The organism is Streptomyces sp. bgisy027 (genome assembly GCF_057710365.1).
In genome coordinates, this window is the sequence record NZ_JBYIVZ010000046.1 from 35,788 (window position 1) to 61,082 (window position 25,295).

A 25,295-nucleotide genomic window follows, 5' to 3' on the forward strand; every position below is an offset into this window, starting at 1 on the left:
CGCACCACCGCACCGCCCATCACCTGAACCCGAACGAGGGAGTCGCCCCGCCATGCAGTCCGACGACAAGCCCACCAACGGCCAGCCCATCAACGGTCAGGACAACCCGAACTTCCTCGACCTGCTCGGGCAGACGCCCCCGCCGCCCGATGCGAAGGACGGGCCCCGCACGAAGCGCTTCGCCCGGTTTCGCGCCGCGTGGAACGCCTCCTGGCAGCAGGGTGGCTTCCTCCACCAGCGCTGGGAGGACGTCTCCCAGGCCCGGCACGCCAGCTGGCACGAGATCGCCAACTGGATCAAGGCGGTATGCCTGTTCGGCGGTCTCAGCCTCATCGCGATGATGGTCGACGCCGCCGGCGACATCGTCTCCGCCATGCTCAAGAGCTTGTCCGCCGCCCAAGCCCCCAGCGTCGGTGGCGGCAGCGGACTGTGGGACACGATCGACCACCCCGTCCGCGTCTTCCTCGCCGACCAGGCCGCACACCTGACCGTCTCCCCGGCCGCCCTGTACGCGTTCTGGCAGCTGACCGGGCTGATCGGCCTGGTCGGAGGCTTCCTCGGCAACGCCGGCGCCCGAATCGCCTGGCTGCTGTTCGGCATCGGCAGCCTCGCCATGATCTGGTCCGCCGCCCCCGCCGGGGGCCGCGCCGCCACCACCGGGCTCGCCGCCCTCATGTGGGCGCTGGCCAGCATCTTCGCCCTGCGCGGCCTGACCCTGCGGCCCATCGTCCACAACCACCCGCCGCAGTTCCAGCCCCAGTTCAACCCGGCGCTCCACCTGCACGCCACGATCCCCGCCCCCACACCAGCGGGCGACGACCTCGCTCCCGACAACATCCACCCGCTCCAGCGCTGACCCCGGCCTCCCTGCCTGGCCCTCGCCCCCGTCTGACGCGGCGGGCGAGGACCGGACAGGCCGTCCGGCCGCACGCACCACCCCGTTCCGAGCGAGAAGGAGACCCCGTCTTGGCGAACGCCCCGACCGTCATAGGAGTGCTCACCGAGCCCCCGGCCCCGACCTGGTGGAAGGTCAATCGCCACAAGGTCTTCGGCGTCACTGGGCTGCTGATCGGCTATCTGGTCGGCACTCACCTGCACGGCGCCCCCCAGCAGCCGGAGACGCCCCGGCCGGGCCACACCACACCCGCACCGGCCACGCCTGGTGAGCACCCCACGCGCACGGCCCACGGCCTCGCCGCATAACCAGCCGCACTACCCGCTGCGCCCCGCCGACACCAGCACGACGTCGGCGGGGCGCAGCGCTGTCCACCGACAACTGGAGGAACCGCTCGTGCTCATCCCCCGCCCGCGCCGCCGGATCGGCCGGCTCCGCCCCTTTCGCCCGGGCCCCCGCTACCCGCAGCAGCCCCGCCAGTTACCCGGCGCCTGGAGGCAGTGATGGACCACCCGGGCGAAGACGACCTGGTCGACGTTGACCTCTACGACGACGGCAGCCCGCTGGAGTTCGGATGGAACTGTGCCCCCGGCGCCGCGGCCATACGCGCAGCGCTACGCGGCGAAGGCCCCATCCCGGAGACCGGACTCGTGACCCGCCGCCAGCTGCGCGCCCTGGGGATGAGCCCCGGCGGACAGCAGCCGACCATTCCACTTGTATGGCGCGGCGGGCGACGCAGGGCCTGGTTCTACCGCATCGAACTGGCGGTCCCGAAGCGCGTTCCGACTCTGGCACAGGAAGCCGCGCTGGACCGGGCGATGGCCGCCCGGCAAACGTGCCCCACATGCCGAAGGCGGTACTACGCGTGCCTCCCTCTGCGCACCCAGGGCCAGTGCGAACCGTGTGACAAGGGCTACGAGCCCAGCCCCGACACCGTCATGACCTACCCGGCCCCGGCCCACACCGACTCGCCGCCTGCCCCGGCAGCACCCCCGAGCGGTGACGGCCGCTGAAACAGCTCCGCCCCGGCAATGCAGGCCGGGGCGGAACCGTCGGGCGACCGCACATCGGCGAAGAGGCCGGCGCCCACTCCTTCACCCCGCATAAGAGATCAGGAGAGACACCATCATGCAGCGTGCCGCGACCTTCGCCGCCCTGCTCGGACTGACCCGCGCCGCCAGCGCCATCGGCGACTTCTGGCTCCAGACCGACTACTGCGCCCGCGTGAAGGGCGCCTCCGACGAATTCCCGGTCACCTACGAGGACCCGGCCACCGACGAGAAGACCGTCCACGGCACCGCGGACGGCCGCAAGGCGTGCCTGCACCACTGCCTCACCTACACGGCCACCCAGGCGGTCGTCGCCGGGGCCGGCGCCCGCGCGCTCGGCATCCGGGTCCACCCGGCGGCCGCCGCGGCCGCGCTCGCCATCTCCTTCGGCACCCACTACGCCGCCGACCGACGCGTCCCGGTCAAGGGCCTGCTGGAGAGGATCGCCACCAAGACCGGCAAGGGCGGCTTTTACAAGCTCGCCGACTTCGGCATCAACGGCGCCTTCCACATGGACAGTGCCTGGCACCACGGCTGGGAGACCGCCGCCGCCCTGGTCGCCACCACCAAGGTCACCACCCGGTGACCGGCCGCGCCCGCAGCCGCCTCGACAGGGTGCGCGCCTCCGCAGGCATCGCCCAGCTCGCCTTCCAGCAGATCGAGGACGACCTGGCCGCCGACGACGTCGACGCCCGCGAGCTCGCCGCGATCCTGCGCGAGCTCCGTGAAGACACCGACGTTCCCGGTGGCCTCTTCCCCGCCCTCGCGCATTTGGTCACCGCCGCTGCACGCCGGGCTGAGCAGATCGAGCCCGACCGCGACGGTGACGCCTCCTGCCCCCTGCACGAGGCGGCCGAACTCCTCACCGACAACGCCGGGCAGCTCCTGAGCTGGGCTGCCCGCTCCCTCGACCCCCAAGGAGAGCTCCTATGACCTCGCTGTCTTATCCGCAGCTGCCAGAACGTTGCCTGGTGGTTCTCATCGGCGCGTCCGGCGCGGGCAAGTCGACGCTGGCCCGCACCTGGCCCGCCTCCCAGGTCCTTTCGCTCGATGCCATAAGGGGCGCGGTCAGCGACGACGAAGGCTGCCAGGAGGCCACTGACGACGCGGTCGACGTCCTGCACCTGCTGCTGGAACGCCGCATGGCGCGGCGCAAGTTCACCGTCGTCGACGCCACGAACGTCACCAGGCCGGCGCGGCAGCCGCTGATCGCCGCCGCCAAGCGGCACAACATGCCCGTCATCGCGGTCTTGGTGCCCACCCCCGCCTCGGTGTGTATCGAGCGGCAGGAGAGCAGGCCCGCCAACCGGGCCGTGCCTGCAAGCGTGGTCGCCGACCAGCACCGGGCCATGGTCGCCGCCCACCCGAACCTGAGCTCGGAGGGCTTCAACGAGGTCCTCTTCGCCGACAGCCTGTACCGGTTGGAGCCGTTCCTGGAGCAGATCAGCAATATCCGGATCCGGGAGCTCGGCACGGGCGGCAGCGACGGCCTGGGCGACCTGATCCTGCCCCGCCGGTTCTTCGGCGCTGAACTCCTTCCGCTGTGGCGCTGGAAGGACGGCTCCACCCTCGCCGGGGACGACCGTGTCGCGGAGATCCGCATCGGCCAGCAGTACCTCACCCTCGCCCTGCGCACGGACATCGACGGCGAGGGCAGCGTGGGCTTCGAGGTCCTGCTGCCCTGCCCTTTCGACGACGAATGCGAGGGCGAGGCGTGGGCGCCGGCCTACACGGTCACCGACCTGTGGGGCGCGCTCACCGGCGACCGTGACCGGGATCCAGACGTCGCCTGCACCGTTCACGGCGGCTCCGACGATGTCGACCAGGAGGCCGACGACCACGCTGCACAGGCGCTGGAGGCGGTCGGCGGATGACCATCAAGCCCACCACCGGATCTTCTTCCGGCTGGGACCAGGCCATCTACCGGTGCGGCCGGTGTGGAGCTGAGTACACCCTCACGACGGAAGAGGCCTACCTCCAGGCCGTCGGCGTTCATGCCGACGCGCACGCGGTGTGGGACCGCCTGAACCCTATCGAGCGCGACGGATTCGCTTCGATCCTCCGGACGATCCTGTCCGCGCCAGAGCTCGGATTCGAGTTCCTGGCCCTCGCCAACCGGCAGCACTTCACGGGGAGCGCCACACAGTCGCCCCCGGCCATGCCACAGCCCGCCTGTTCGCCGTCGAACGCGACGGCCCGAGGCACCGAGTAGGAGGGCGGCCTCGAGATTCCCACGGCCGCCGGCTGATGGGGAGCCTGCGGCTACTGGCCCGCCGGGAACCTGACTGGTCCGCCGCGTGGGCCGACCGCTGGAAGAGCCCGTACAGCTGGCTCAACTCCGACACCTACGAGCTGTAGCTCCGCCCCGGGACAGGCGCACACCGGCGTCCAAACCAGTCGCCTGCCCCGGGCCCATCCCTCCCGTACGAGACGAGACGGAGGACACCAGTATGGCGTCCCACCTGCGCGCTCACGCCCCGATTGGGCAGCGTGCCCTTCTACTGACGACGGCCGCGATCCCGCTGACCGGATGGGCCGTGCACGCCACAGCGCTGCGCCGCCGCCTGGCGGCCGCCCGCCGCGACCCGCTCACCGGACTGCACGCCCGCCCCGGCTACATCCGGCAGGCGACCCGCTGCCTCACCCGCCACGGCGACACGGCGATGCTCGTGTTCCTGGACGCGGTCGGCTTCAAGGCCGTTAACGACGACCTCGGACACGACACCGGCAACGAACTGCTCATCGCCATCTCCTCCCGGCTGCAGGAGTGGGTCGGCGACGACGGCGTCGCGGCGCGCCTGCATGGTGACGAGTTCGCCGCCGCCCTTCCCTGCCCGGCCGCCGACCGCGCCAAGCGTCTGGAGCAGCTGCACACGTTGCTGCACCGACCCGTCGACGTCGACGGCCAGGCGGTCGACGTCGCCATGTCCATCGGCGCATCCAGCCCCAGCGACCTGCACTCCCGCAACCTCAGCTACGTGCTGCGCGGCGCCGAAGGCGCGATGTACGAGCACAAGCGGGAGCGCACCGGCCTGTACCGCATCGCCACCCCCGACCACGCAGGCGAGCCGACCGTCAACGGCCGGCGCCTCGGGCGCGCGGGCACCACCGACCACCCCCTCGACTCGGAGGACCTGCGATGACCCTCTCCCCCGTCGCGGACACCGCCCTGCTGGCCCGGCTGTCCCGCGAATCCATCCCCACCGGCGCCTACTTCCGCACCCGCACCCCGGCCCGGGCGCTGCCGCTGACTCTCCAGCAGCAGCGCACCAACTACGAGGCGCTCGCCACGGTCTCCAGCCGGCCGCAGACCGCCCCGGACCACGACCTCACCCCGATCCGGTGCCTGACCATCCGGCCGCCCTGGTCGGACCTCATCGCGTTCGTCGACGACCCGGTCGCCAAGCGCATCGAGAACCGGGTGTGGAGCACTCAGTGGCGCGGCACCCTGCTCATCCACGCCGGATCCGAAGTCGACATGCGGGCCCTGGCCCTGGACGCCGTACGCGAGACGCTGGACGACGACTACGAGCTGGTGCGCGGGGCCGTGGTCGCCATCGCCGACCTCGCCGGCATCCACGCCGACGACGGCGCGTGCACCCGCTGGTCCCAACAGGGCTGCTTCCACTGGGAGCTGGCCCGGGTGCAGCGGCTGACCACACCCGTTCCGGCCCGCGGCTCCCAGCGTCTGTGGAAGCCCACGCCGAAGCTGCTGCGGCAGATCGCCGACGCCAACCCGCACCTGCGTAGTCGGCTCGCCGCCGCGAACGCGGGGGTGAGCGCATGACCGTCATCGACACGACGACACGGCCGGCCTCCGAGGCGGAGCAGCCGGTGGCCGCCATCGTCGACGCCGCCCGCGGCGGTGACCGCGAGGCGTTCGGCGTCCTGTACGCCCGCTACCGGCCGCAGATCTACACCTACCTGTGGCGCCGCACCCACGACCGGGAGCTGAGCGAAGACCTGACCGCCGACGTGTTCGTGCGGGCCCTGGCCCGGATCAGCGCGTTCACCTGGCGCGGCAGCGACTTCGGCGCCTGGCTGGCCACGATCGCCCGCAACCTGCTGCTCGATCACTACAAGAGCTCCCGGCACCGCCGGGAGGTGGCGACGGGCGACATGCGCGACCAGGACCTGGCCGTCGGCGACGTCGGCGAACAGGTCACCGAGCATCTGGCCAAGGTCGACGTCCTCGCCGAACTCCGCAAGGCACTGGCCGGGCTGACACCCGACCAGTGGCAGTGCCTGTGGCTGCGCTACTGGCACGACCTGCCGTTCGGCGAGATCGGCCAGCGCATGGACCGCAGCACGTTCGCGGCCAAGATGCTCAAGGAACGCGCGCTGCAGAACCTGAGCGCCCCGGAGATCAAGGCCGCGCTGCTGAACGCGGCGTCCAGCTCCCTCACGGGCTCCCCCTCGCAGGCCTGCGCCGCCCCGCAGACCTCCCCGCGTATCCCGTCGCCACGACGGACCGCGCCCTCCCCCCGTCTGGACTTTGGAAGGACCCGCCCCATGGCGACCGACGCCATGCCCGCCACGCTCCCCCCGCTCACGGCCGGCCAGGCCGTGGCGCTGGTCCTGCTGCGCCGAGGGCTACCGCGAACGCAGCATCACCCAGCGCACCGGCGTTGCCGGCGACACCCTGTACCGGCTCGCCGCCGCCCACGGCATCACCGCCCCGCACGGCACCGTGGAAGGCCACCGCTGCCACGAGGCCGTCGGCACCGATCCGTGCGACGGGTGCAGCCTCGCCGACAGCCGCGAGCGGGGCCGTGCGCTCGCCCGGCAGCGCAAGACCATCACCTCTCTGCCCTATGCCCTGCGGAGGCAGGTCTCCACGGCGCGCACCGGGTACAGGAAGGCGGCAGGCTGATGGAACCCATCCCGTACGCGCTCACCGGCTACCTGGACCATCCCGCCGTGCCCGGCACCGGCGACGGGACAGCCGCCTGGCGACTCACGTCGTCCCCTGAGGACTGCACGGAGGAGCAGGAGGCGCTGATTCCCTGCACCACCAGCCGGCCGGACCTCGTGCACAGGATCACCCACTGCCAGACCGGTGACCTGCTGCGGGTCACCGGTCACCTCCACCTCCCCGACACCGCCGACGGCCGCATTCGGATGGACGTCGACACCCTGGAGGTCTTGTGGGAGGTGGCGCTCGAGTTCGACCAACTGGAGGACCAGGCGCAGGAAGACGAGAGCGAGGACAACGGCTTCGCAAAGACCGAGGGCCAGGCCGGGCAGGTCCGGGCGGTCCAGGTTCTGGGTGACGCACTCGCCGGGCTCGCCGGCGACCCCAGCCACGACGGACAGCCGGGCGTCCAGATCGTCATCTGGCCCATCGGCATCCGAGACCCGGACAACCGGCACTGCCGCTTCGTCGAGATCACCACGGTCACCACGCACCATCTCGCCGACGCCGTCGACGCGATGCGCGCCACCCTCAACAGCCGGCCTCCGCAGGCCGGTGATGGCCTGGACCCGCTGGCCCTCGCCGACCTCACCGACTACTTCGCCAGCCTGGACCTCACCGAACTCACCCGGGACGTCCTCGATGCGACCCGGCCCGAGCACCGGGTCGCGGTCACCCGCGCCCTGGACGACCTCTTCGGCGACATCCCCGTCACCGGCATCGACGACAACGAGCAGTAGACCGCCATCGCGCGGCCCCATCAGCATTGACCGGCCCGGGCGGGCCGCCTCCACATCGAGGCGGCCCGCCCGGGCCCTTTCACATCCGCAGCCACGACGAAAAGGCCCTGATGAAACTCACCATCGACACCGACAAGCTCGCCGACGCCGCCCAGTGGGCGCTGCGCGCCATCCCCGGCAACCCGCCCACGCCGGTCATGGCCGGCATGCGGCTCGAAGCCTCCGACGACAACACCCTGACCCTGGCCGGGTACGACTACTACCGCTCTGCCCGCGCCCGCGAGGACTGCGAGGTGTCCGAGCCCGGCACGCTCCTGGTCCCCGGCCGCGTCTTCACCGACATCGTCAAGGCCTTCCCCAAGACCAAGCCGACCACGCTGGCCCTGGACGGCACCGACCTCGCTTTGTCCTGCGGCACGGCGCACATCCTCCTGCCGACCCTGCCGCTGGAGGACTACCCGACCCTGCCGACGATCTCCGGCGCGAGCGGCACGGTCGACGGCGCCGCCCTGGCCGAAGCCGGTGCGCGGGTCGCGGTGGCGGCCAGTACCGACGAGACCATCGCGATCCTGACCGGCGTCCAGTTCGACCTCAGCGAAACCATGCTCACGTTGTCGGCTACCGACCGCTACGGCTTCCACGTCGCCTGCGCGCCCTGGACCCCCAACCAGGCCCCCAAAGGCAAGGGGAAGAACAAGCCGCGCGTCGCGGGCAGCGCTCTCGTCCCGGCCGACGCCGTCCGCGACGCCGCCCGCATCCTCGCAGACGCCGACAAGGCAGAACTTGTCATCACCGACTCCCAGTTCGCCATCAGCGTCCCCGGCCGGTGGGCAACCAGCAGCATCCTCGACGGCGAACTCCCCGACTACAGCAACCTGTTCCCCGTCGAGTTCGAGACTGTCGCCACCACCGGCACCGAAGCCCTGACCGACGCCATCAAGCACATCCAGCCCCTGCTGGGCAAAACCGATCCGATGGTCCTCGAAGTCGCCGACGGTCAGATCACTGTGCGCGCCGGTACCGACGACAAGGGACGCGGCCGCGACCAGGTCCACGCCGACCTCGAAGGCGCCCCGCTGACCATCGCTTTCAACCCGGGCCTGCTGCTCAAGACGCTCCAGCAGATCGGCGGGCCCGTCGCCCAGTTCAACTTCACCACCGCGACCAAGCCCGCCCTTGTGCACGGTGTCGACCAGGCCGACGTCTTCCGAGGCCTGGTCATGCCGATCCGGCTCTCCAGCATCAGCGGCTGAACCGGCCAGCCCCCACACGGCGCGATCAGGGCATCGACGCCCACGTCGTGACGGACCTGGCAACGGACCAGTTCCTCGTGGTCACCGACAACACCACCCACTCGTCACCCAACCGAGAGGCACTCATGCCCGAGACCTTCGAGACGATCCGCTACACCGCCGACGTCGTCGCCCTGACACCCGCCCGCGAGGTCCTGCTGATCCAGCGCGGCTGGCCGCCGCACGAAGGCGCCTGGGCGCTGCCCGGCGGCCACGTCGACCCCGGCGAGACAAGCCGCGCGGCGGCCGTCCGGGAGCTGGCGGAGGAAACCGGCGTCACCATCACCGGCGACGACCTGCGCCCGATCGGCACCTGGGACGCCCCCGAGCGCGACCCGCGGGGCCGGTACGTCACCGTCGCCTACGTCGCTGTCGTCCCCGGCGGCACCACGATCACCGCTGGAGACGACGCCCGCACGGCCCGCTGGTGGCCCCTGGACGACCTGCCGGATCGACTCGCTTTCGATCACGCCGCCATCCTCAGCGCGGCAATGGCCTTCACTCCCGCGTCCAGGGCATCGTCCTCAACACGCCCGGTGCCCGCGAGGTACATGGCAGACACCACTCACCTGACCCGCCTGCGCGCCCGAATGCTCGCCACCACGTACAACAACACCGATGTGCGCACCCGCCGGTGGGCCTTCCTCACCGACCAGGCCGTGAGCGCGCTCGCCCGTCGCGATCCTGCCGCAGCCGAAGCCCTTGCCGCATCGCTGGGAACGCCGGACGGCCTGCACGACGCACAGATCCTGGGCGCGGCCGTGGAAGCCGGCATCGACACCAGCCACTGGGAAGAGCGCCGCGAGAAGACACGCACCTACGCCCAAGAAGCCCATGAACTGCCGTCGCGGTTCGACCCCGACACCGAAGCCCGCAGGATCTGGGCGTCACTGTTCGAGCACTACCGGCCGATCGCGGCCCGCCTGGCAGGCTACCTCCGAGAGCTGCCGACCACCTGGCGGGAAGACCTGACCACTTCCAGCCCCGACTCCCCCACCGGCTATCGGCAGACACCTGCGCAGCAGCCGGGACCGGAGACCGCACCGTACGACGTGTCCTGGGAGGACTGCCCGGCCTGCCTCGAAGCCCAGGACCAATGCCGCTACCACGCGGGCGTCTCCGCCGGCATGGAGTACCAGCGGGACCTGATCACGACGGCCCTGACCGACCACACCGCCATCGACCAGCTCCAGCAGCGCCAAACCGAACTGGAAACGAGCGCAGCCCGGTCGGCGGCCGCCGACGCGAGCGCGTCCGTCACCGCATGACGCCCGGGGCGGCCGCCGGCCTTGCGTCCGGCCGCCCCGGTGCCCCCACCAGACACGTTGATTGGACCTTCACATGCCCAAGCCCGTCATCAGGCTGATCTCGTTCGGCTACCTCCATCTGCCCATCGGCCCGGACGGCTCGCCCGTCCCGCCCGCAGCCGACCGCATCGAAGACGTCCGCGACCGGCTTCGCGACCCGGCCGCCGCCCGCGGCATCCTCGACCTCGACGGCCTCCACCCCCGCGTCCAGGACGTCGTCCTCACAACGCCCGGCGCCCACGAGTTACTCGCCAACCTCACCGACTACGCGAGCTTGCCCGCCGGCCCCAGCCGCATCGCCATCGGCTGTGCAGGCGGCCGGCACCGTGCCAGCGGCCTCACCGAACTCCTGGCCCGAGCACTCCGCGACCGCGGCCGCGAGGTCGCAGTCGAGCACCTGCACGTCCATCTGCCGCGCGTCCTCAAGGCGCCCTCCAACCCTGAGCAGGAGACCGCCCGATGATCCATCGCTTCCGCCGCTGCGGGCACAGCCCCGGCGCCCTCACCCCCGATGACCAGGCCGTCGTCGACCAGTTCCGCGCGATGCTCGCCGCCGTACGCGACCCAGAGCCCTGGACACCCGGCCGCTCCCAGGACATCGCCGTACGCGTCGGCCCGTTCATCGAGCGCGCACACACCAGGCCCGGCGACGACCACGACACCAAGATGATCGCCGTCACCCTGGTCCACCCCCACACCCCGCAGGCCGCGGCCTACCGCCACGGCCGCCAGCTCCGCTACACCGACCGCGGCTGGCTGCGTTGCGAGACAACCGCGATCCTCGGCACCTGGCAGTCGCCCTATGCGCTGCTCACTCATGCCGCCGCGAACCTGCCTCTCCCCGATGACGTCGGCATGGCCCCCGCCCACTGCGGCGTCCACGTCGAAGCCCGCCGCGCCGACGGCACCGGCTTCGTGCTGCTGCGCCTCGGGCCCTACACCCAGACCTGGCTGGCTTCCCGTGACGCCGACCGCCTCAACGCCGAGCTGGAAGGCCGCGCTGCACTCGTCATCTCCGGGTTCACCGTCACCGCGAAGGACGCCGTGTTCCACGTCAGCGACCACGACAGTTACGCCGACCCGCACAGCGCCGACGTCACCGCACTCCTGGGCAACGCCCTCGCGGGGGTGAGCGCGTGACCTCGGCTCTGTACGAGATCGAGACCAGCGAGGCCAACGACGGCACCATGATTCCGGCCGAGGGCATCTGGAAGCCTGCCGGCGAGGAAGCGGTCGACCGCGGATTCGTCGTCTACCGCGAGCTGTACATCGGCGGCATCAGCGCACCCCACGACGACACCCTCTACCCGCAGGCGTTCATCACGCTCGGACATCACCGGTGGACCGACGTCATCGAGGCCGCCGTCGGTCCGCTCAATGCTCCGGCCGCCACAGGACGGTCGCCCTACGTACTTGCTTCCGGGCGTGCCCGCCCACCGTCCGATCACGGCCCAGAGGATCGTGAACAAGCTGCGAAAACACGGCCTGGAAGTCATCAGCGCCCGCAACACCGCCATGCTCGAAGCCGTGGCTGACCTTCCTCCCATCGTGATCAGTGACCTCTTCGGCGTCAGCGCAAGCAGCGCTCACAGGTGGGCTCGGTTCGCACAGGCTTTCCTCTGGCGGTATGAGACGCACGCCTGCGCCCGGTCGAGTCACAACGTCACGATTAGGTCGCGAGCCAGGAGCCGTTGCCGGTGACGGAGTGGGCGGCGGGGAGCCCGGGTTCGTTGAGATGACCTGTCATCGTGGGTCCGTTGGCGAGCTGGAGGCTGAGTTTTTCCGTGCCGACTCTGCCTGTGTAGGCACAATGGCTGGTCAGCTCCTCTACGTCAGCGTAAGTAAGGGTTACGTCGTTGCTCCTGAAGGGCGGCATGGAGGGGCTGATCGACGCTTCGAAGGTAAGCACTTGACCATCCAGGCCGAACCGGCCCACGATCGTGCTGGTGTTCACGCGAGTCAAAGTTCCCTTGACACGGGACATGGAGTCCTCCTCAGTACTTCATTCCGCATACGGGCCAGCTACCAGGTGTCTTTCGCGGTAGCCGTTCGGTTGTTTGTGATGTTGCCCGTGGTCCAACGTGGATAGCTGTCATGTGGATGCAGGATCGTTCCATCGTGTGGCGATTCACTCTTGAGGACCCATCGCCGTACGCCCGACTTCCGGAGTGACGGCGTCCGCAGCGTGTGAGTGCGGGACTGGCGGATCCTTGGGCTAGTGCAGGGAATAGTGCAGGCTTGGAACACTGCCTCTTCACCAGTCCTCCCACCGAACCCGGAGCCGTTCCGATCACCGCCATGCGGCATCCCGTTTCCCAGCCGGCCGCCACCGGCATCCCTGACCCCGACCGCGGCGTGGCTTCCGCCACCTGGGGGGCCTGACACACGACACTCGAAACACGCAGAGGCCCGTGCGCCCCGCAGTTCGCGGGGCGCACGGGCCTTTTGTGTTTCAGCCCACGCTCAGACTGCCGGCTGCTCCTGCTCGGTGAGCTCCTCGAGCAGCGCGCCGTACACGTCGGGCTGCTCGTCGCGCAGAATCTTCAGCCAGGCACGGGCACCCTGCGCGAAGTCATCAGTGGTCATCTTCACGTGCAGGTGCTGGACCACGTAGTACGGATCGTCGTACGGCAACCGTCGGGGCTGGCCGCCCTCACTCTTCTCCGCCGCATCCGTCTCCGCCCCCTCGGAGGCCACCGAGCCTGCGCTCTCGGCAGGGGTATTAACGGCGTTAACGGTTGCCGCGGCACCCGTTCCAGACTCAGTAGACCTGTCAGAGGTATTAACGCCGTTAACGCTTGGCGTCGCACGGCTGTCCTCTGTCGGCGTGCGCCGCCGCTGACGCGGGGTATTAACGGCGTTAATAGCCTTCTCCGCTGCGGCCTGCTGCTCGCCCTTGGGGAGCCGGCCGATCCGGCGGGCGGGCTCCACCTTCAACTTGCCCGTCTCGACCTTCTCTTGCAGGTCGGGGGTGAGTTCAAGGAGCGCAAGCCGCTGAGACACCCACGCCGGGGTCTTCCCCAGCCTCCGGGCCACCTGGCCTTGAGAGCCATGGATCTGCACCAGCTCCTGGATGGCCTTCGCCTGGTCCATGGGAGGGAGGTCCACGCGGTGGATGTTGGCGATCAGGGCGGACTCCACGATGTCCTCTGCCGTCGCGGCGAGATCATCGTTCACGTCGATCCGCAGTTCGGCGAGCCCGGCCAGTTCAGCAGCGGCCAGGCGCCGGTTGCCGTCGATGACGACGTACTCGGCACTCTCCCCAAGCTCAGCTTCCTGTCCCGGGTGGGCGTTCAGGAAAGCCTCTCGCCGCACGACAGTAACGGGCTGGATCTGGCCCTTGGCGCGCAGCGACTCCGCAGTCTCGTCAATCGCGGTGAGCTCCTCCCGCGGGTTGAACGGGTTGCCTGCGAGCAACCTGAGTTCGACCTTGGCGGGAGGCCGCTTCCCCTCACCGTTCATGATCTGCTGCCGCGTACGGATGCGCCGGGGCGGCGGCTTCTCGCCGCTGCCGTCCTCGCCCATGTTGAACCCGCGAGTGACTCGCTGCTGCGGGGGCGTCATACGGCAAGCTCCTTAGCCAGGTCGCGCATCACCTGCGCGTGTTCACTGTCCGGGGCGTACTCCAGCAGCGGGATCTCACCGTCTGCTGCCTCCCGGCCCTCCTTCAAGTCGCCGATCACGGCCAAGACCGGCGGGGAACTGCTCTTCTCCCACTCGTCCTTGTTCTCCTTCACGAGCTTCCCGCGACGACTGTCGTACGCGTTGATGATCAGACCGAGGTAGTCGACCTGGATCCGGCCCTTCTCACGCAAGTCATCCATCTGTCGGCTGAGAAGCCGGAACGCCCGGTGTGAGGCCTTGTTCGCCCAGACCGGTGTGAGCACCCCAGAGCGGTCGGCGAGTTCACCGTCGCGGCGCCGCACGTAGTAGAGGGCAGTGTCCATGTTCAGGCCGAGGCTGGGCGGGCCGTCGATGACGATGACGTCGTAGTCCCCCTCCAGAGGCTCCAGGGCGCGCTCGAGGGCGGCCTCGCTGAAGCTGACCTTGGAGAGGACAACGTCACGCAGGAACGCGTCATCCGACGCGGGGAGCAGGTGCAGCCGATCGCCGAAGCGCTCGCCGTCCAGAGCCACCAACAGGTCGTGGATGTCGCCCTTGGCGGTTCCATCCATGTGCATCATCAGTGTCTCGACATCGTCCTCGTACATGAGGTCCTCGAAGCCGAGTTCTGCCGTGAGGTGCCCCTGCGGGTCGTAGTCGACGATCAGCACGCGATGGTCGGCCTCCGCGAGGGCCTGAGCGATGCCGGAGGAGAGGAAGGTCTTGCCGACACCGCCCTTCTGGTTGGCCACTATGACCCGCACGACAGGCTGGGACACCAACGGGGCAGTAGGCGAGGGGTGGTTGTCGAGCCACTGGGTCAGGGCCTGTGCCAGCCCCTGCACGTACGTGACACCTCGGTCCGAGCACACCCCCTTGAACTTGTCGGGCTCGCCGACTGAGAGGAACGTTCCCCACGTCTTGGCGCCGTCGGTCTTCACTTCAGGGAGACCGTCAGCTTCGTACCAGGCTCTAATGGCGTGCTCCGCCGCGTCCTGAATATCCATTCCGTGCTCAAAGGCGCGGATTTTCAAACGCCTGCGCAGCTGGGGAGTGAGGGCTGTAATTAGCTTCTCTCGCTCCCCCCGGGGGCTAGGGATGCTCATGTGGCCGAACATTACTAGGTCGGTGTGGCGCATAGCGGGCACCTGGGTGTGTTTCTCACTCGGACGCGTGCGACGGGAGAGCGTTGACACTCGCGACTCAGCCGGATCCCCTTCCCGCCCTGACGGACACTCGGCAAGAAAGTTCGGTTGCTGCTCCCGCCTGGCGGGAGGTGACACTGGTCGTCCTCCTTCTCCAGGCAGAGGCGTGTCGCCTGGGCTGTGTGATGGATATAGCGCTGATCACCGCGGGGCAGATGTACCGCTACTTCCTGCGCCAGGTCCTCATCGGCGACGGCCGCCGACCGGCCCGCCAGCCGTTGAAGAAGGCGCAGCAAGACGCCGGAGTGCCGGTCGGCAGATGGATGGGGCGGGGCGTGCCCGCTCTCGGTCTCGTGCTCGGTGCGGAGGTGACCGAGGCACAGCTGCGTTCCCTGTTCGGCGAGGGCCGGCACCCGGACGCCGACCGGCTCGTAGCCGAGCAGCTGACGGCGGGGAAGAAGCCTGAGGCCGCGCGCCGGGCCGGGGCGCTCGGACGCAAGGTGAAGGTCACCGGGGCCGATCTCGTCTTCCGGCCGCAGCCGACCCTGCAACTGCTGTGGGCACTGGGGAATGAGCAGACACGCATGGCGATCGAGGCCGCCCACGAACGGGCCATCGTCAGCGTGGTCGCCTGGATTGAGGACGACGTCGCCGTCATCCGCTACGGCCCGCAGGGCATCCACCGCACCCGTCCCGCGCACGGCCTGGTCGCCGCCCGCTTCCGCCACTACGAGGCCCGCTCCGGCATGCCACTGCTCCACGACCACCTCCTTCTGTCCCTAAAGGGCGTGCGCCCGAAGGACGGTGCTTGGGGTGCGGTGCACTCCACGGCCCTGCTGGAGTCGGCCGTCGCTGCATCCGCGCTCTACAACGAAGTCGTCATGGCTGAGGTGTGCAAGGCGCTGGGACTGGCCTCCGAGCCGCGCACCGTCACGCCGGGCCGCCGACCGGTCATGGAAGTCGCCGGCGTTCCGCACGAGCTGATCCGCTGGACTTCCCGCCGCAGCGCGCAGATCGCCGCCTGCCTCACCGACCTGGAACGCGAGTACGTCGCCGCCACCGACGACGACGGCAACCTCAAGTTCGGGCCCGAGGTCTCCGAGCGGGCCCGGGCGAAGCTGAACCGGATCGCCGCCCTCAAGACCCGCCCCGCGAAACCGCGGCCCCGCACCCTTACGCAGCTGCGCCAGGACTGGCAAGAAAGCGCGCGGGACTTCCCCGCCGCTGGCGCCGACCTCATCGACTCCCTCCTCGAGCGCGCCCGCGCCGCGGCCGCCGTGATCCGGGCCCGGATCGCCGCCGTCGTCGACGTCGGCCTGGCGGCCGTCGCCATCACCGCCACCGTGTTCGTCATGAACACCGACGGCTGCTTCCACCGCCGTCACCTGCTCGCCGAAGCCCGCCGCCACCTTGCCCTCGTCCAGCGCGGACGCCGCCGCGAACCCGGCCTGGACGAGACGATCGTGAAGACCGCGCTCGCCGCGCACTGCACCGACATCACCGAGGCCCGCACCGAACGCGGGGAGGAACGCGACTACCGCCTCTACACCGCCCGCTGGGCACCCGCCGCCCCGCCGCGTTCCCGAACACCGGCAGCCGTCTCCGTGGACCGGAGGCCGGCCGCAGACCCGGCCGTGCCCTTCCTGCCGCTTCAGCCGGGGGAGTGGGACATCCCGCGCGTGCCACTGCGTCACGACCGCGCCGTCATCGCCACCGCCGTGCTCACCGCCCGGCTGCGCACCGCACGCCGCACCGGCCGCCCCCTGTACGGCCCCACCGCGCACCAACCGAAGACACCAGCCGAGCAGCTGCTCCTCTTCGCCCAGGAGCAACAGCACACGGCGGGCCGCCCGGCGGTCGACGTCGCGGTCCTGCGCACCGACCTCGAGGCTCTGGGACTGACCGCTGAACAGCTCGGCTACCTCAGCCTCGCCGGGCAGCACCTCAGCAAGCTGCGCAAGAACGCCAACCGGCGTGCGCACCAGGTCGCCAGCGGCAGCGCACCCGGTGGGCAGGACGCCGCCGATGCGCACCGCCAGGAAGAGACCGGCGCGCCGTCCGGGCACCGCCAGGACGACCAGCGCGCGCACCAACCGCACCAGCCCGGCCCCGGCCACAGTCCCGGTGCGCACCGGTAACCGCACTGCACCGGTGCGCACCAGCTGCGCACCGCGGCGCGCTACCGGTGCGCGCCTCCCGAGGCGTACGCCGCGCGGGCCCGTTCCACGTGCTCGGTGCGCATCGTCTTGAAGGTGTCGACGATGTCCTCGCCCTCCTGCCGCAGGATGTTCTTGGTGAACCGGATGATGGTGTTGGCGATGCCCCAGATCGAACTGGGGACGCACTCTTGTGTCCACTCCTCCAGCGCGGCCAGCAGGACGCCCCCGACCTCGTCCAGAGCGAAGGAGTCCGCGCACGGATCGGCATCGGCCGCCAGGTCCGTGACGGGCAGGATGATGTCCTCAGCCAGGCGCAACAAAAGGTAGGACGGCGCCGGAACGACACCCGTCTGGTCGACGATGGTGGCAACGGCGTGCTCGCTGTGGCCCTGTATCGCCAGCACGTACTCGAAGGCGAGCTCCACCTCTTCGGGCGTCAGCGGGCGTGGGGGACTGCTCCCGGTGCGGCATTCGAATCTCCTCAACAGGCTGCCGCCGTGCCGATCACGGCGACTGACCCGAATGCTCACGCGGGGCCCCTGTGGATAAAGGCCCGAGATCTCTCCCCCTCTCCAAACCCGTGCGAACTGGTGCCGCATGGGTCGAAGAGGGCCCCCTTGTCGAGTGTGGTCGGGCCGACCATGGCCCCTTGTCGAGTCGTGGTCGGCCCGACCACGGACCCCTTGTCCGATGCGGCGCGGGCCGCCAGGAGCGCACGTTTCTCCTTGACCGACTTCGCTACCGGCCGCCGTCAGGTCGCGGACAAGGGGTGGGCGTTCACGATGGCCGCCACGCGCCCGCAGGAGGGGCATGCAGCGGCCACCGAGCCATCGGGGCGGCTCACCCTCGCGCGGGCGTGCCACTGGCCGTCAAGGGCCGGTGGAGGACGCCACGACGCAAGGGAGAGACCGGGGATGATGACCCACCACAGGCGCCCGCCGTACCCTGACCGGCGAGCCGCGCGCCCCACGCCGGGAGGGCTGGTCGGCCGGGCAGGCCGCCGCGGTCTCCTGCCGTCGGCGCTTGCGATCCCACTGCCGTACCCACTTCCGTGCCCGGCACGAGCGAGGACCGCGTTTCCCCTGGCCACCACGGCTTTTCGGGGCCGTAGCGCGTCGTCACGACCCTCTTCTCTCCTCCTCTCACTGACCAAGCCCTGGGAAATAGGTGGGGGTGGGGTGTCAGTGGTGGAGGCGATCATCGGGTTCAGGGCGCGCCTGGTGCCCTCTGCGGCCGGGGGCCGGCGCCCGGCCGGTGGCCGGACGCGGACGACGGGAGGGCGGGGCTGATGGCGAAGCGCAAGGAGAACGAGGCGGGATCGTCGACCGGGCACCGCGCCGATGCGCTGCGCGCGCTCGGGGTGCTCAAGGCCGCGACGGCGGACCAGATACAGCGCCTGTCCTCACCGCACCTGACGTACCGGCACACCCTGAAGGAGACGGCGGCCAAGCGGAAGGAGGCGCGCACCGCCTCCCACCGCGGCGCGCTCAACGATCTGCGCAAGCACGGCCTGGCCGTCGACGGCGGCCGAACCCGAGGCGGGGAGGAGGTGCGCCTGCTCACCAAGGAGGGACTGGCCGCCGCTGGCCTCGAGTTGGACCGGGGGCCGGAGGAGATGGGCGGCATGCCCAAGAGCGCGGGCCGCTCGGGTGCCTCGCACGCGATGACGGTCAACGAGACGGTCATCGCGATGATCCGCCCGAAGCCCGACCTGGATCTGGTGGCAGGTGAGCCGGCCGAAGCCGTCGCGGCCGCCCGGGCCTGGGTCGACGCGCCCGACGGGATCGGCAGCATCACCTCCTACGCCACCGAGGTCACCCTCCCGGCGACCGGCACCTGGAGGAATCCCGGCGTGGGCTGTGCGTGGGCCGACATCGTCCTCACCGCTCCGGAGGTGGGGCTGCCGCTGTTGTTCATCGAGGCCGACAACTGCACCGAGGAAGCCCCGGTCATCGCGGCCAAGTTCGACAAGTACATGCGCCACTTCCACCGGAAGGTGAAGGACACCGACGGCAAGGACAAGCCGATGTGGCGCACTCGCTGGTCCGCACCCGCTCCCCAGTGGGGCGACGCGACGCACCCGCCGGTCCTGCTCGTCTTCCACCAGGTCGGCAAGCGGACCGCGCGGACGCAGATGGAGCGGGTCGCTGAACTCACCCGCGAGCACTGGCAGGGCCAGTGGGCCGAAGGCGGCTTCCGCATCTACAACGGGAAGATGCCGATCGTGGCGACCACGCTGGAGCTGCTGCGCGAGCACGGCCCGGCCGGGCCCGCGTTCCGGCGCTTCGGCCGCGACGTCGACCAGAACCTCTGGGATGCGATCGGCAACCCTCGCCGGGATGCCGGCCTCGCCCGCCGTGCCGAAGAGGGGCGGCGCCGTCTCGCGCAGGAAGCCGCCGAACGCGAGGCGCAGCGCCCGGTGTGTGCGGACTGCGGACAGAAGTTCACCGACGACCGGTGGAAGGCCAGCATCGCGGTCGACTGGGGCCGCGGGGACAGCAACCCGCACCTGTGCGACGACTGCAAGGCGAGGGCGCTCGCAGCGGAGCGGCAGGCGGAACAGGCCGAACGGGAGCGCCAGGAGCAGGAGCACCAGGAGGCGGAAGCGGCACAGGACTCGAAGGCCGGCGGCTGGCTCGGACGCTGGCGCAGCTGACCCGGCAGCGCGAGGGGCTTGCCCAGGACCACCTGGGCAAGCCCCCGTTGTCGGTGGCGACTGCGAGGCTGAAGGGCATGGACAGCGACGATGAGCAGCTGCTGCGCGGCAGGATCTACGGCTCGTTGACTGAACTAAGATGGATGTTTTCGCAGCTCAGTGGCCTTGTCTGCTAGCTTCCCGAGGTGCCTGAAACAAGAGGTCCCGGGAGGGATCTGTCGACGTTCGTGCTGCCTGAGGTCGGCAAGCTGTACGAGACAGGTGATCCGTGGGAGCCGTACCGACTCCTGGACCCCGCCGGTGGTCCAGTCCAGCCTGTTGAGCTGTACTTCACGGATCTGCTCGCGAGCCACACCCCCGCCACGACCCTGCGGTCGTACGGGAACGACCTGCTGCGGTGGTGGCGGTTCCTGTGGGTCCTCGGCATCGAGTGGGACAGAGCGACCCGGACGGATGCCCGCGATTTCATGCTGTGGATGCAACTGGCGGACAAGCCGGTTCGGGTGCACTGGCGCCATCGCGGAATACCGGACGCGAAGCCGCCGGTTCGCCCGGCAGGTAGGCCCGCACCCGGGACGCCGAACCCGGTGACCGGCAAGCCGACAGTTGGGAAGAAGTACGCCAAGAGCACACAGGCCCACTGCGAGACCGTGCTGCGGACGTTCTACGACTTCCACCTGGATGCCAACTCCGGGTCACTGCTGATCAATCCCTTCCCGCTGGACCGCTCGCGTCGTAAGGGCCGGGCGAACGCCCACCACAATCCGATGGACGAGTTCAAGAACGAGCGGAAGGGCCGCTACCGCCCCACCGTTCCGGAGCGGATCCCGCGCCGAATACCGGACGGCAAGTACACCGAGGTCTTCGCAGGCCTGCGCTCGCACCGTGACCGGGCACTGCTGGCCTTCTGGGTTTCCACCGGCGCCCGCGCCAGCGAACTCCTGACCTCGCACGAGCGCGACGCGCTTCCCGGACAGCAGCTCATCGGCGTCATCCGCAAGGGCACCAAGAACTACCAGCAGTTGCCCGCATCACCGGACGCGTTCGTCTGGCTTCGGCTCTATCAGGAGGAAGCCTGGGGAAAGGGCGTCCCTCGAGGTCGCGGCGAGCCGCTGTGGTGGACGCTACGGCGCCCTTGGCGACCGCTGAACTACCACGCGGCACGAGCCATGTTCGTCCGTGCCAACGAGCTCCTGGGATCGAACTGGACCCTCCACGACCTACGGCACACCGCGACGTTCCGGATGACTGAGGACCCGGAGATGTCACTGGTCTACGTCCAGCACATCCTCGCCCACAAGTACCAGACGACCTTGCAGAAGTACCTCAACCCCAGCAAGGACGAGGTCATCACCGCCGGTCTCGCCCACTTCGCCCGCCTGGAGTTCAGGAGCAAGAACCCGCCTCCGGTCCCTTCGGCTCCGGCCTACAACCCGGAATCCCTCAACGTGCTGTTCGGAGGACCTCGCTGATGCTGACGACCCTCGCGGACACGCGCCCCGCCGCGACGGCCAGCAACCAGCCGCACTCTCTTGTCGGTGCTGAGGCGGCCGATCTGTTCCGACGGTTCCCCGCACGGCCGCGCCCCACGGCCTGGCCCGAGACGTCCTTGACCCGTGACGCCCTCGCTGACCGGCTTCGGCAACTGGAGCTTGCACTGCCCGGCCCCGAACTCACCCGGAGGAGACGGCGAAGAGGTGCCCGCGTTCTATTGAGCTGGCTGGAAACCCAACCAGGGGACACCTGGCAGCAGCGATGGCTGGCAACGCCAGCCGCGACCACGCCGGACCAGTGGTACACGTTTGCCCAGGAGTGGGCCCGGACCAGCGGCACAGGGAAGCCCAAGACACCCGAAATCCAAGCCGGTATGCAACTGCTGATCTGCGCAGATGCCATCCGCCCCGATCTGGCATGGCTTCTCGGTACCATCTTACGCACCCTTCGGCCGGCCATCCGGGCATGCCGCGACCCCGAAGGATTTGCCCGCCTCGAAGCGGCTGGGATTTCGATAGACGGCGGCGCGAGAGCCATCGCCGAGGCCCTCAAGGCGATCGTGCGCATCATGGTGGCCTACGGAGGCACCATCGAGGACATCACCGTCGGCGACTTCCTCGCGATCCAGGCAGCAGCGAGCGGGACCAACGAAACCCGTGGCGTTCGGCTGGCCTATCACTGGCTCCGAGAGCAGGGGCGGTTCCCCTCCGATGCACCAGAAACGCTGATCAGCTTCGCCCGGCGATCCGGCCAAGTCACCCCAGGGATGCTGGTCGACCGCTACCAGCTGAAATGCCAGCCGGTCCGCGACATCCTCGTCGACTACATCACCGAACGTCAGGCCACGCTCGACTACAGCTCGCTCCGGCACCTGTCAGCCGTCCTCGCAGGTCTGTTCTGGTCCGACCTCGAAAAGCACCACCCGGGCATCGACTCACTGAGGCTGAGCGCAGAAGTGAGCACGGCCTGGAAGGCCCGCATCGCGACGAAGACTGTCCTGCGTCGACAGCCAGACGGCACCCGTGTGGAGGTCGCCGAGCCCAGAGTGACCGCCCCGGCGATCAAGCAAATCGTCAGGGCGTTCTACCTGGACATCGGGCAATGGGCACTCGAAGAGCCGGAACGCTGGGGCCCGTGGGCCTCACCGGTCCCCATCAGCGAAGCCGAATGCTCGGTCAAGAAGCTGGAACAGCGGCAGAAGTCTCGGTCCGACCAACGCACCCGCGAACGCCTGCCGGTCTTGCCCGTTCTGATCCGCGTCGCCGAACGCAGACTGAACGAAGCGAGGGCACGGCTCGACGCGCTGAACGTTGCCCCGCTGGGCTCCACGTTCACAGTGCTTGGCGAGAGCTTCACCGTCCCCCGCAAGTCGACACGGCTCGATGGCAGACCTGTTTCTGTCCGAGATGAACAGGGCCGGCGTCGCGAACTGGGCAGCGAAGAGAAGCGGGCCTTCTGGGCCTGGGCGACGATCGAGATCTTGCGGCACACCGGAATCCGGATCGAAGAACTCCGGGAACTCGGCCACCACAGCATCATCAGCTACAAACTGCCCACCACCGGAGAGGTCATCCCGCTCCTGCAGATTGCCCCGTCGAAGACCGATCAAGAGCGGCTGCTGCTGATCACTCCCGAACTCGCCGATGTCCTTAGCACCGTCATCTCACGAGTCCGCGGAGCTGACGGCACCGTCCCGGTCATCGCCAACTACGACTCTCACGAGCGGACTTGGAATCCACCAATGCCGCTGCTCTACCAGTGGCACATGAGCGGCGAGGACCGCAGGATCTCCGACAACACGATCCGCGACGGTCTCAACGAGACACTTGCAGCATCCGGGCTCACTGACGCCGCAGGCACCCCCCTGACGTTCGAGCCCCATGACTTCCGGCGAATCTTCATCACCGACGCCATCCTCAACGGCCTGCCGCCTCACATTGCTCAAGTAATTGCAGGTCACGGCAACATCAACACAACGATGGGCTATGCCGCGATCTACCCCAAGGACGCGATCGAAGCGCACCAGGCGTTCATCAGCCGCCGCCGTGCACTCCGACCGACCGAGGAATACCGAGCAGTGACACCAGACGAGTGGCAGCAGTTCCTCGGCCACTTCGAGCGCCGCAAACTCGCTCTCGGAGACTGCGGACGAGCATACGGAAGCGACTGCGTTCATGAGCATGCCTGTGTCCGCTGCCCAGTCCTGATCGTCTCCCCGACCGAGAGACCCCGCCTCATCGAGATCCGCGACAACCTGGGAGAGCGGATCGCGGAAGCTGAACGCGAAGGCTGGCTTGGTGAAGTCGAAGGTCTCTCCATCAGCCTGGCCGCAGCTGAAGAGAAGATCGCGCAACTCGATGCCCGTCAGGAACGGAAGGACTCGCCTGTCTTTCTGGGAGTTCCGACGTTCAACCAACTCATCGCTCGAACGGTCGAAGGAACGAATCCCTGATCCGGGCGGCTGACTGCCGGTCCGGTTCTCAGCCGCGTGCTTGTAGTTCAGAGAGGGAGTCGACCTTGAGGACTCCAGTCCTCAAGACGGGCATGACTAGCGGATCGCTCAACGGTCGACTGTGCTTCTTGCGAACTAGTACTCCAGCCGTAGTTCGGAATCTGAGCTGGTCAGCGGCCTGGTGGCGTGGAGTGTAGCGGGGCGCCAGGTGGGCGGGACGGACTTCCCCACCGCGCCCCACAAACGAGTGCTCTGCCGCATATCCGTGAGCTGGTGCGAGCAGTTCCTCGACATGTTCAACGATGCGCCGGTGAATGTGTGGGATCGGGAACTCGAAGAACTCTTCCTGCGGACCGGGAGCCGCTTCGCCCGGATCGAGCCCCTCAGACGGATGCGGGACTACGTACGCGGCCTCCTCGCTCCGGTCGGCCGCAAGAACGGGTGGCAGCTCGCTGAGTGGGCCGGCCACGCCGCCCCGGACGGACTGCAGTACCTGCTCTCCCGCAGCCGCTGGGACGCCGACCGTGTCCGCGACGATCTGCAGCAGTACGTGGCCGACCAACTCGGCCATGACGACGGCGTGTTGATCGTCGACGACACCGGCTTCATCAAGGAGGGGACCACCTCCGCCGGAGTGCAGCGCCAATACTCCGGCACCGCCGGACGCACCGAAAATTGCCAAATCGGCGTGTTCGCCGCCTACGCCACCAGCCGGGGACACGCCCTCGTCGACCGTGACCTCTATCTGCCCAGGTCCTGGACCGACGATCGCGATCGCTGCCAGGCCGCCCACATCCCCGACGACCGTACTTTCGCCACCAAGAACGCCCTGGCCCGTGACATGATCCGTCGGGCCCATGCCTCTCCGCTTCGCTTCCGCTGGGTCACCGCGGACGCAGCCTACGGCCAGGACAGTCGCTTCCGCCGCTTCCTCGAAGACGACCTGAAGCTCCACTACGTCGTGGCCGTCCCCAAGTCCCAGCAGGTCCACGGCCCGCGCATCGAGGACCGTATCCGCCGTGAGGCCCCGCCGCAGGCATGGCAGCGCTTGTCCGCCGGCCTTGGAGCCAAAGGCGAACGCTGCTACGACTGGGCCGGCGCCCTCCTGCCCGTCGTCGAGGAACGCGACGGCGACCAGCCCACCCGCAGGCGGTGGATGCTGGCCCGCCGCAGCATCACTGATCCCGAGGACATCGCCTACTTCCTGGCCAGTGCTCCGCTGGACGCCACCCTCGCCGACCTGGCCCGGATCGCCGGATGCCGCTGGAAGATCGAAGAATGCTTCCAGTCCGCGAAGAACGAGTGCGGCCTCGACGAGTACGAGGTCCGCCGTTACACCGGCTGGTATCGGCACATCACCCTCGCCATGCTCGCCCACGCGTTCCTCGCCGCCATCGCCGCCCAGGAACGCGAAAGGGGGGCCCCGGCGACGACACGCCCGATCTCGTGGACCTCACACCGGCCGAGATCCGCCGTCTCCTGGCAACTGAACCCCCGCACCACCGCGCACACCACAACCACACGCTGACCTGGTCACGGTGGAGACGAGGCCACCAGGCACGAGCCCGCCAGAGCCACTACGAACGGC

At 69.3% G+C, this 25,295-nt stretch carries 23 protein-coding genes and 2 pseudogenes; 21 read left to right on the forward strand and 4 right to left on the reverse strand.

Features of this window, described 5'->3' with window-relative positions; genetic code table 11:
• Positions 1-52 precede the first annotated feature (52 nt).
• The 16 genes and pseudogenes from AC3ETA_RS35910 to AC3ETA_RS35985 all read left to right on the forward strand — a co-directional run bounded on the left by AC3ETA_RS35910 (position 53) and on the right by AC3ETA_RS35985 (position 11,733).
• On the forward strand, positions 53-856 hold the full coding sequence (locus AC3ETA_RS35910; protein WP_432197074.1) for a hypothetical protein: 804 nt from the start codon (positions 53-55) through the stop codon (positions 854-856).
• Between the two features lie 110 nt (positions 857-966).
• Positions 967-1,203, forward strand: coding sequence for a hypothetical protein (locus AC3ETA_RS35915; protein WP_432197075.1), 237 nt, complete (start codon positions 967-969; stop codon positions 1,201-1,203).
• 195 nt (positions 1,204-1,398) lie between these two features.
• Complete coding sequence (locus AC3ETA_RS35920) at positions 1,399-1,908, forward strand: RRQRL motif-containing zinc-binding protein (protein WP_432197076.1); 510 nt, start codon at positions 1,399-1,401, stop codon at positions 1,906-1,908.
• Positions 1,909-2,023: 115 nt separating this feature from the next.
• A complete protein-coding gene (locus tag AC3ETA_RS35925; RefSeq protein ID WP_432197077.1) occupies positions 2,024-2,530 on the forward strand; it encodes a hypothetical protein in 507 nt (168 codons plus the stop codon).
• Entirely contained in the window at positions 2,527-2,877 is a 351-nt protein-coding gene (locus AC3ETA_RS35930; protein WP_432197078.1) for a hypothetical protein, read from the forward strand. The genes AC3ETA_RS35925 and AC3ETA_RS35930 overlap by 4 nt, the downstream gene beginning before the upstream one ends.
• Positions 2,874-3,818 (forward strand): AAA family ATPase, encoded by a 945-nt coding sequence (locus AC3ETA_RS35935; RefSeq protein WP_432197079.1) that lies wholly within the window; start codon positions 2,874-2,876, stop codon positions 3,816-3,818. Before AC3ETA_RS35930 ends, AC3ETA_RS35935 begins: the two co-directional genes overlap by 4 nt.
• A complete protein-coding gene (locus tag AC3ETA_RS35940; RefSeq protein WP_432197080.1) occupies positions 3,815-4,156 on the forward strand; it encodes a hypothetical protein in 342 nt (113 codons plus the stop codon). Before AC3ETA_RS35935 ends, AC3ETA_RS35940 begins: the two co-directional genes overlap by 4 nt.
• 238 nt (positions 4,157-4,394) lie before the next feature.
• On the forward strand, positions 4,395-5,087 hold the full coding sequence (locus tag AC3ETA_RS35945; RefSeq protein ID WP_432197081.1) for a GGDEF domain-containing protein: 693 nt from the start codon (positions 4,395-4,397) through the stop codon (positions 5,085-5,087).
• The gene (locus AC3ETA_RS35950) at positions 5,084-5,731 is read left to right on the forward strand and encodes an ASCH domain-containing protein (RefSeq protein WP_432197082.1); all 648 of its coding nucleotides are present in this window, start codon (positions 5,084-5,086) and stop codon (positions 5,729-5,731) included. Before AC3ETA_RS35945 ends, AC3ETA_RS35950 begins: the two co-directional genes overlap by 4 nt.
• Positions 5,728-7,599, forward strand: a complete 1,872-nt coding sequence (locus AC3ETA_RS35955) for an RNA polymerase sigma factor (protein ID WP_432197083.1) — start codon at positions 5,728-5,730, stop codon at positions 7,597-7,599. Before AC3ETA_RS35950 ends, AC3ETA_RS35955 begins: the two co-directional genes overlap by 4 nt.
• Positions 7,600-7,709: 110 nt before the next feature.
• Positions 7,710-8,852, forward strand: coding sequence for a DNA polymerase III subunit beta (dnaN, locus tag AC3ETA_RS35960; RefSeq protein ID WP_432197084.1), 1,143 nt, complete (start codon positions 7,710-7,712; stop codon positions 8,850-8,852).
• Positions 8,849-8,929, forward strand: a pseudogene (locus tag AC3ETA_RS35965) (hypothetical protein); the annotation flags it as partial. The gene dnaN and the pseudogene AC3ETA_RS35965, both read left to right, overlap by 4 nt.
• Before the next feature lie 48 nt (positions 8,930-8,977).
• Positions 8,978-9,385, forward strand: a pseudogene (locus AC3ETA_RS35970) (NUDIX domain-containing protein); the annotation flags it as partial.
• 847 nt (positions 9,386-10,232) lie between these two features.
• Positions 10,233-10,661, forward strand: coding sequence for a RapZ C-terminal domain-containing protein (locus AC3ETA_RS35975; protein ID WP_432197085.1), 429 nt, complete (start codon positions 10,233-10,235; stop codon positions 10,659-10,661).
• Positions 10,658-11,338 (forward strand): hypothetical protein, encoded by a 681-nt coding sequence (locus AC3ETA_RS35980; RefSeq protein ID WP_432197086.1) that lies wholly within the window; start codon positions 10,658-10,660, stop codon positions 11,336-11,338. The genes AC3ETA_RS35975 and AC3ETA_RS35980 overlap by 4 nt, the downstream gene beginning before the upstream one ends.
• Positions 11,335-11,733: a hypothetical protein gene (locus AC3ETA_RS35985; protein WP_432197087.1), complete on the forward strand. Its 399-nt coding sequence runs from the start codon at positions 11,335-11,337 to the stop codon at positions 11,731-11,733. The genes AC3ETA_RS35980 and AC3ETA_RS35985 overlap by 4 nt, the downstream gene beginning before the upstream one ends.
• A gap of 134 nt (positions 11,734-11,867) precedes the next feature.
• On the opposite strand, the gene AC3ETA_RS35990 is transcribed toward AC3ETA_RS35985, so the two are convergent.
• From AC3ETA_RS35990 to AC3ETA_RS36000, 3 genes are all read right to left on the reverse strand, one after another.
• A complete protein-coding gene (locus AC3ETA_RS35990; RefSeq protein ID WP_432197088.1) occupies positions 11,868-12,182 on the reverse strand; it encodes a hypothetical protein in 315 nt (104 codons plus the stop codon).
• A gap of 479 nt (positions 12,183-12,661) precedes the next feature.
• Entirely contained in the window at positions 12,662-13,762 is a 1,101-nt protein-coding gene (locus AC3ETA_RS35995; RefSeq protein WP_432197089.1) for a ParB/RepB/Spo0J family partition protein, read from the reverse strand.
• Positions 13,759-14,940, reverse strand: coding sequence for a ParA family protein (locus tag AC3ETA_RS36000; RefSeq protein WP_432197090.1), 1,182 nt, complete (start codon positions 14,938-14,940; stop codon positions 13,759-13,761). The genes AC3ETA_RS35995 and AC3ETA_RS36000 overlap by 4 nt, the downstream gene beginning before the upstream one ends.
• Positions 14,941-15,131: 191 nt before the next feature.
• Between AC3ETA_RS36000 and mobF the strand changes: the two genes are divergently transcribed.
• Entirely contained in the window at positions 15,132-17,084 is a 1,953-nt protein-coding gene (gene mobF / locus AC3ETA_RS36005) for a MobF family relaxase (protein ID WP_432197091.1), read from the forward strand.
• Between the two features lie 41 nt (positions 17,085-17,125).
• Here mobF and AC3ETA_RS36010 read toward each other — a convergent pair whose 3' ends face one another.
• The gene (locus AC3ETA_RS36010; protein WP_432197092.1) at positions 17,126-17,530 is read right to left on the reverse strand and encodes a hypothetical protein; all 405 of its coding nucleotides are present in this window, start codon (positions 17,528-17,530) and stop codon (positions 17,126-17,128) included.
• 863 nt (positions 17,531-18,393) lie between these two features.
• Between AC3ETA_RS36010 and AC3ETA_RS36015 the strand changes: the two genes are divergently transcribed.
• The 4 genes from AC3ETA_RS36015 to AC3ETA_RS36030 all read left to right on the forward strand — a co-directional run bounded on the left by AC3ETA_RS36015 (position 18,394) and on the right by AC3ETA_RS36030 (position 25,235).
• Complete coding sequence (locus AC3ETA_RS36015) at positions 18,394-19,761, forward strand: replication-relaxation family protein (protein ID WP_432197093.1); 1,368 nt, start codon at positions 18,394-18,396, stop codon at positions 19,759-19,761.
• A gap of 185 nt (positions 19,762-19,946) precedes the next feature.
• Positions 19,947-21,233: a tyrosine-type recombinase/integrase gene (locus AC3ETA_RS36020; RefSeq protein ID WP_432197094.1), complete on the forward strand. Its 1,287-nt coding sequence runs from the start codon at positions 19,947-19,949 to the stop codon at positions 21,231-21,233.
• Complete coding sequence (locus AC3ETA_RS36025) at positions 21,233-23,707, forward strand: tyrosine-type recombinase/integrase (protein ID WP_432197095.1); 2,475 nt, start codon at positions 21,233-21,235, stop codon at positions 23,705-23,707. Before AC3ETA_RS36020 ends, AC3ETA_RS36025 begins: the two co-directional genes overlap by 1 nt.
• A 292-nt stretch (positions 23,708-23,999) precedes the next feature.
• Complete coding sequence (locus tag AC3ETA_RS36030) at positions 24,000-25,235, forward strand: IS701 family transposase (RefSeq protein ID WP_432197111.1); 1,236 nt, start codon at positions 24,000-24,002, stop codon at positions 25,233-25,235.
• Positions 25,236-25,295 lie beyond the last annotated feature (60 nt).

Bases quoted from the DNA above. Each gene is read 5' to 3' on its own strand.
- AC3ETA_RS35990 (WP_432197088.1), bottom strand. From the start codon at position 12,182: ATGTCCCGTGTCAAGGGAACTTTGACTCGCGTGAACACCAGCACGATC.
- AC3ETA_RS35945 (WP_432197081.1), top strand. From the start codon at position 4,395: ATGGCGTCCCACCTGCGCGCTCACGCCCCGATTGGGCAGCGTGCCCTT.
- AC3ETA_RS35910 (WP_432197074.1), top strand. From the start codon at position 53: ATGCAGTCCGACGACAAGCCCACCAACGGCCAGCCCATCAACGGTCAG.
- AC3ETA_RS35975 (WP_432197085.1), top strand. From the start codon at position 10,233: ATGCCCAAGCCCGTCATCAGGCTGATCTCGTTCGGCTACCTCCATCTG.
- AC3ETA_RS36030 (WP_432197111.1), top strand. From the start codon at position 24,000: ATGTTCAACGATGCGCCGGTGAATGTGTGGGATCGGGAACTCGAAGAA.
- AC3ETA_RS35920 (WP_432197076.1), top strand. From the start codon at position 1,399: ATGGACCACCCGGGCGAAGACGACCTGGTCGACGTTGACCTCTACGAC.
- AC3ETA_RS36000 (WP_432197090.1), bottom strand. From the start codon at position 14,940: ATGCGCCACACCGACCTAGTAATGTTCGGCCACATGAGCATCCCTAGC.
- AC3ETA_RS35955 (WP_432197083.1), top strand. From the start codon at position 5,728: ATGACCGTCATCGACACGACGACACGGCCGGCCTCCGAGGCGGAGCAG.
- mobF (WP_432197091.1), top strand. From the start codon at position 15,132: ATGGATATAGCGCTGATCACCGCGGGGCAGATGTACCGCTACTTCCTG.
- dnaN (WP_432197084.1), top strand. From the start codon at position 7,710: ATGAAACTCACCATCGACACCGACAAGCTCGCCGACGCCGCCCAGTGG.
- AC3ETA_RS35935 (WP_432197079.1), top strand. From the start codon at position 2,874: ATGACCTCGCTGTCTTATCCGCAGCTGCCAGAACGTTGCCTGGTGGTT.
- AC3ETA_RS35940 (WP_432197080.1), top strand. From the start codon at position 3,815: ATGACCATCAAGCCCACCACCGGATCTTCTTCCGGCTGGGACCAGGCC.
- AC3ETA_RS36015 (WP_432197093.1), top strand. From the start codon at position 18,394: ATGGCGAAGCGCAAGGAGAACGAGGCGGGATCGTCGACCGGGCACCGC.
- AC3ETA_RS35995 (WP_432197089.1), bottom strand. From the start codon at position 13,762: ATGACGCCCCCGCAGCAGCGAGTCACTCGCGGGTTCAACATGGGCGAG.
- AC3ETA_RS35950 (WP_432197082.1), top strand. From the start codon at position 5,084: ATGACCCTCTCCCCCGTCGCGGACACCGCCCTGCTGGCCCGGCTGTCC.
- AC3ETA_RS36025 (WP_432197095.1), top strand. From the start codon at position 21,233: ATGCTGACGACCCTCGCGGACACGCGCCCCGCCGCGACGGCCAGCAAC.
- AC3ETA_RS35980 (WP_432197086.1), top strand. From the start codon at position 10,658: ATGATCCATCGCTTCCGCCGCTGCGGGCACAGCCCCGGCGCCCTCACC.
- AC3ETA_RS35925 (WP_432197077.1), top strand. From the start codon at position 2,024: ATGCAGCGTGCCGCGACCTTCGCCGCCCTGCTCGGACTGACCCGCGCC.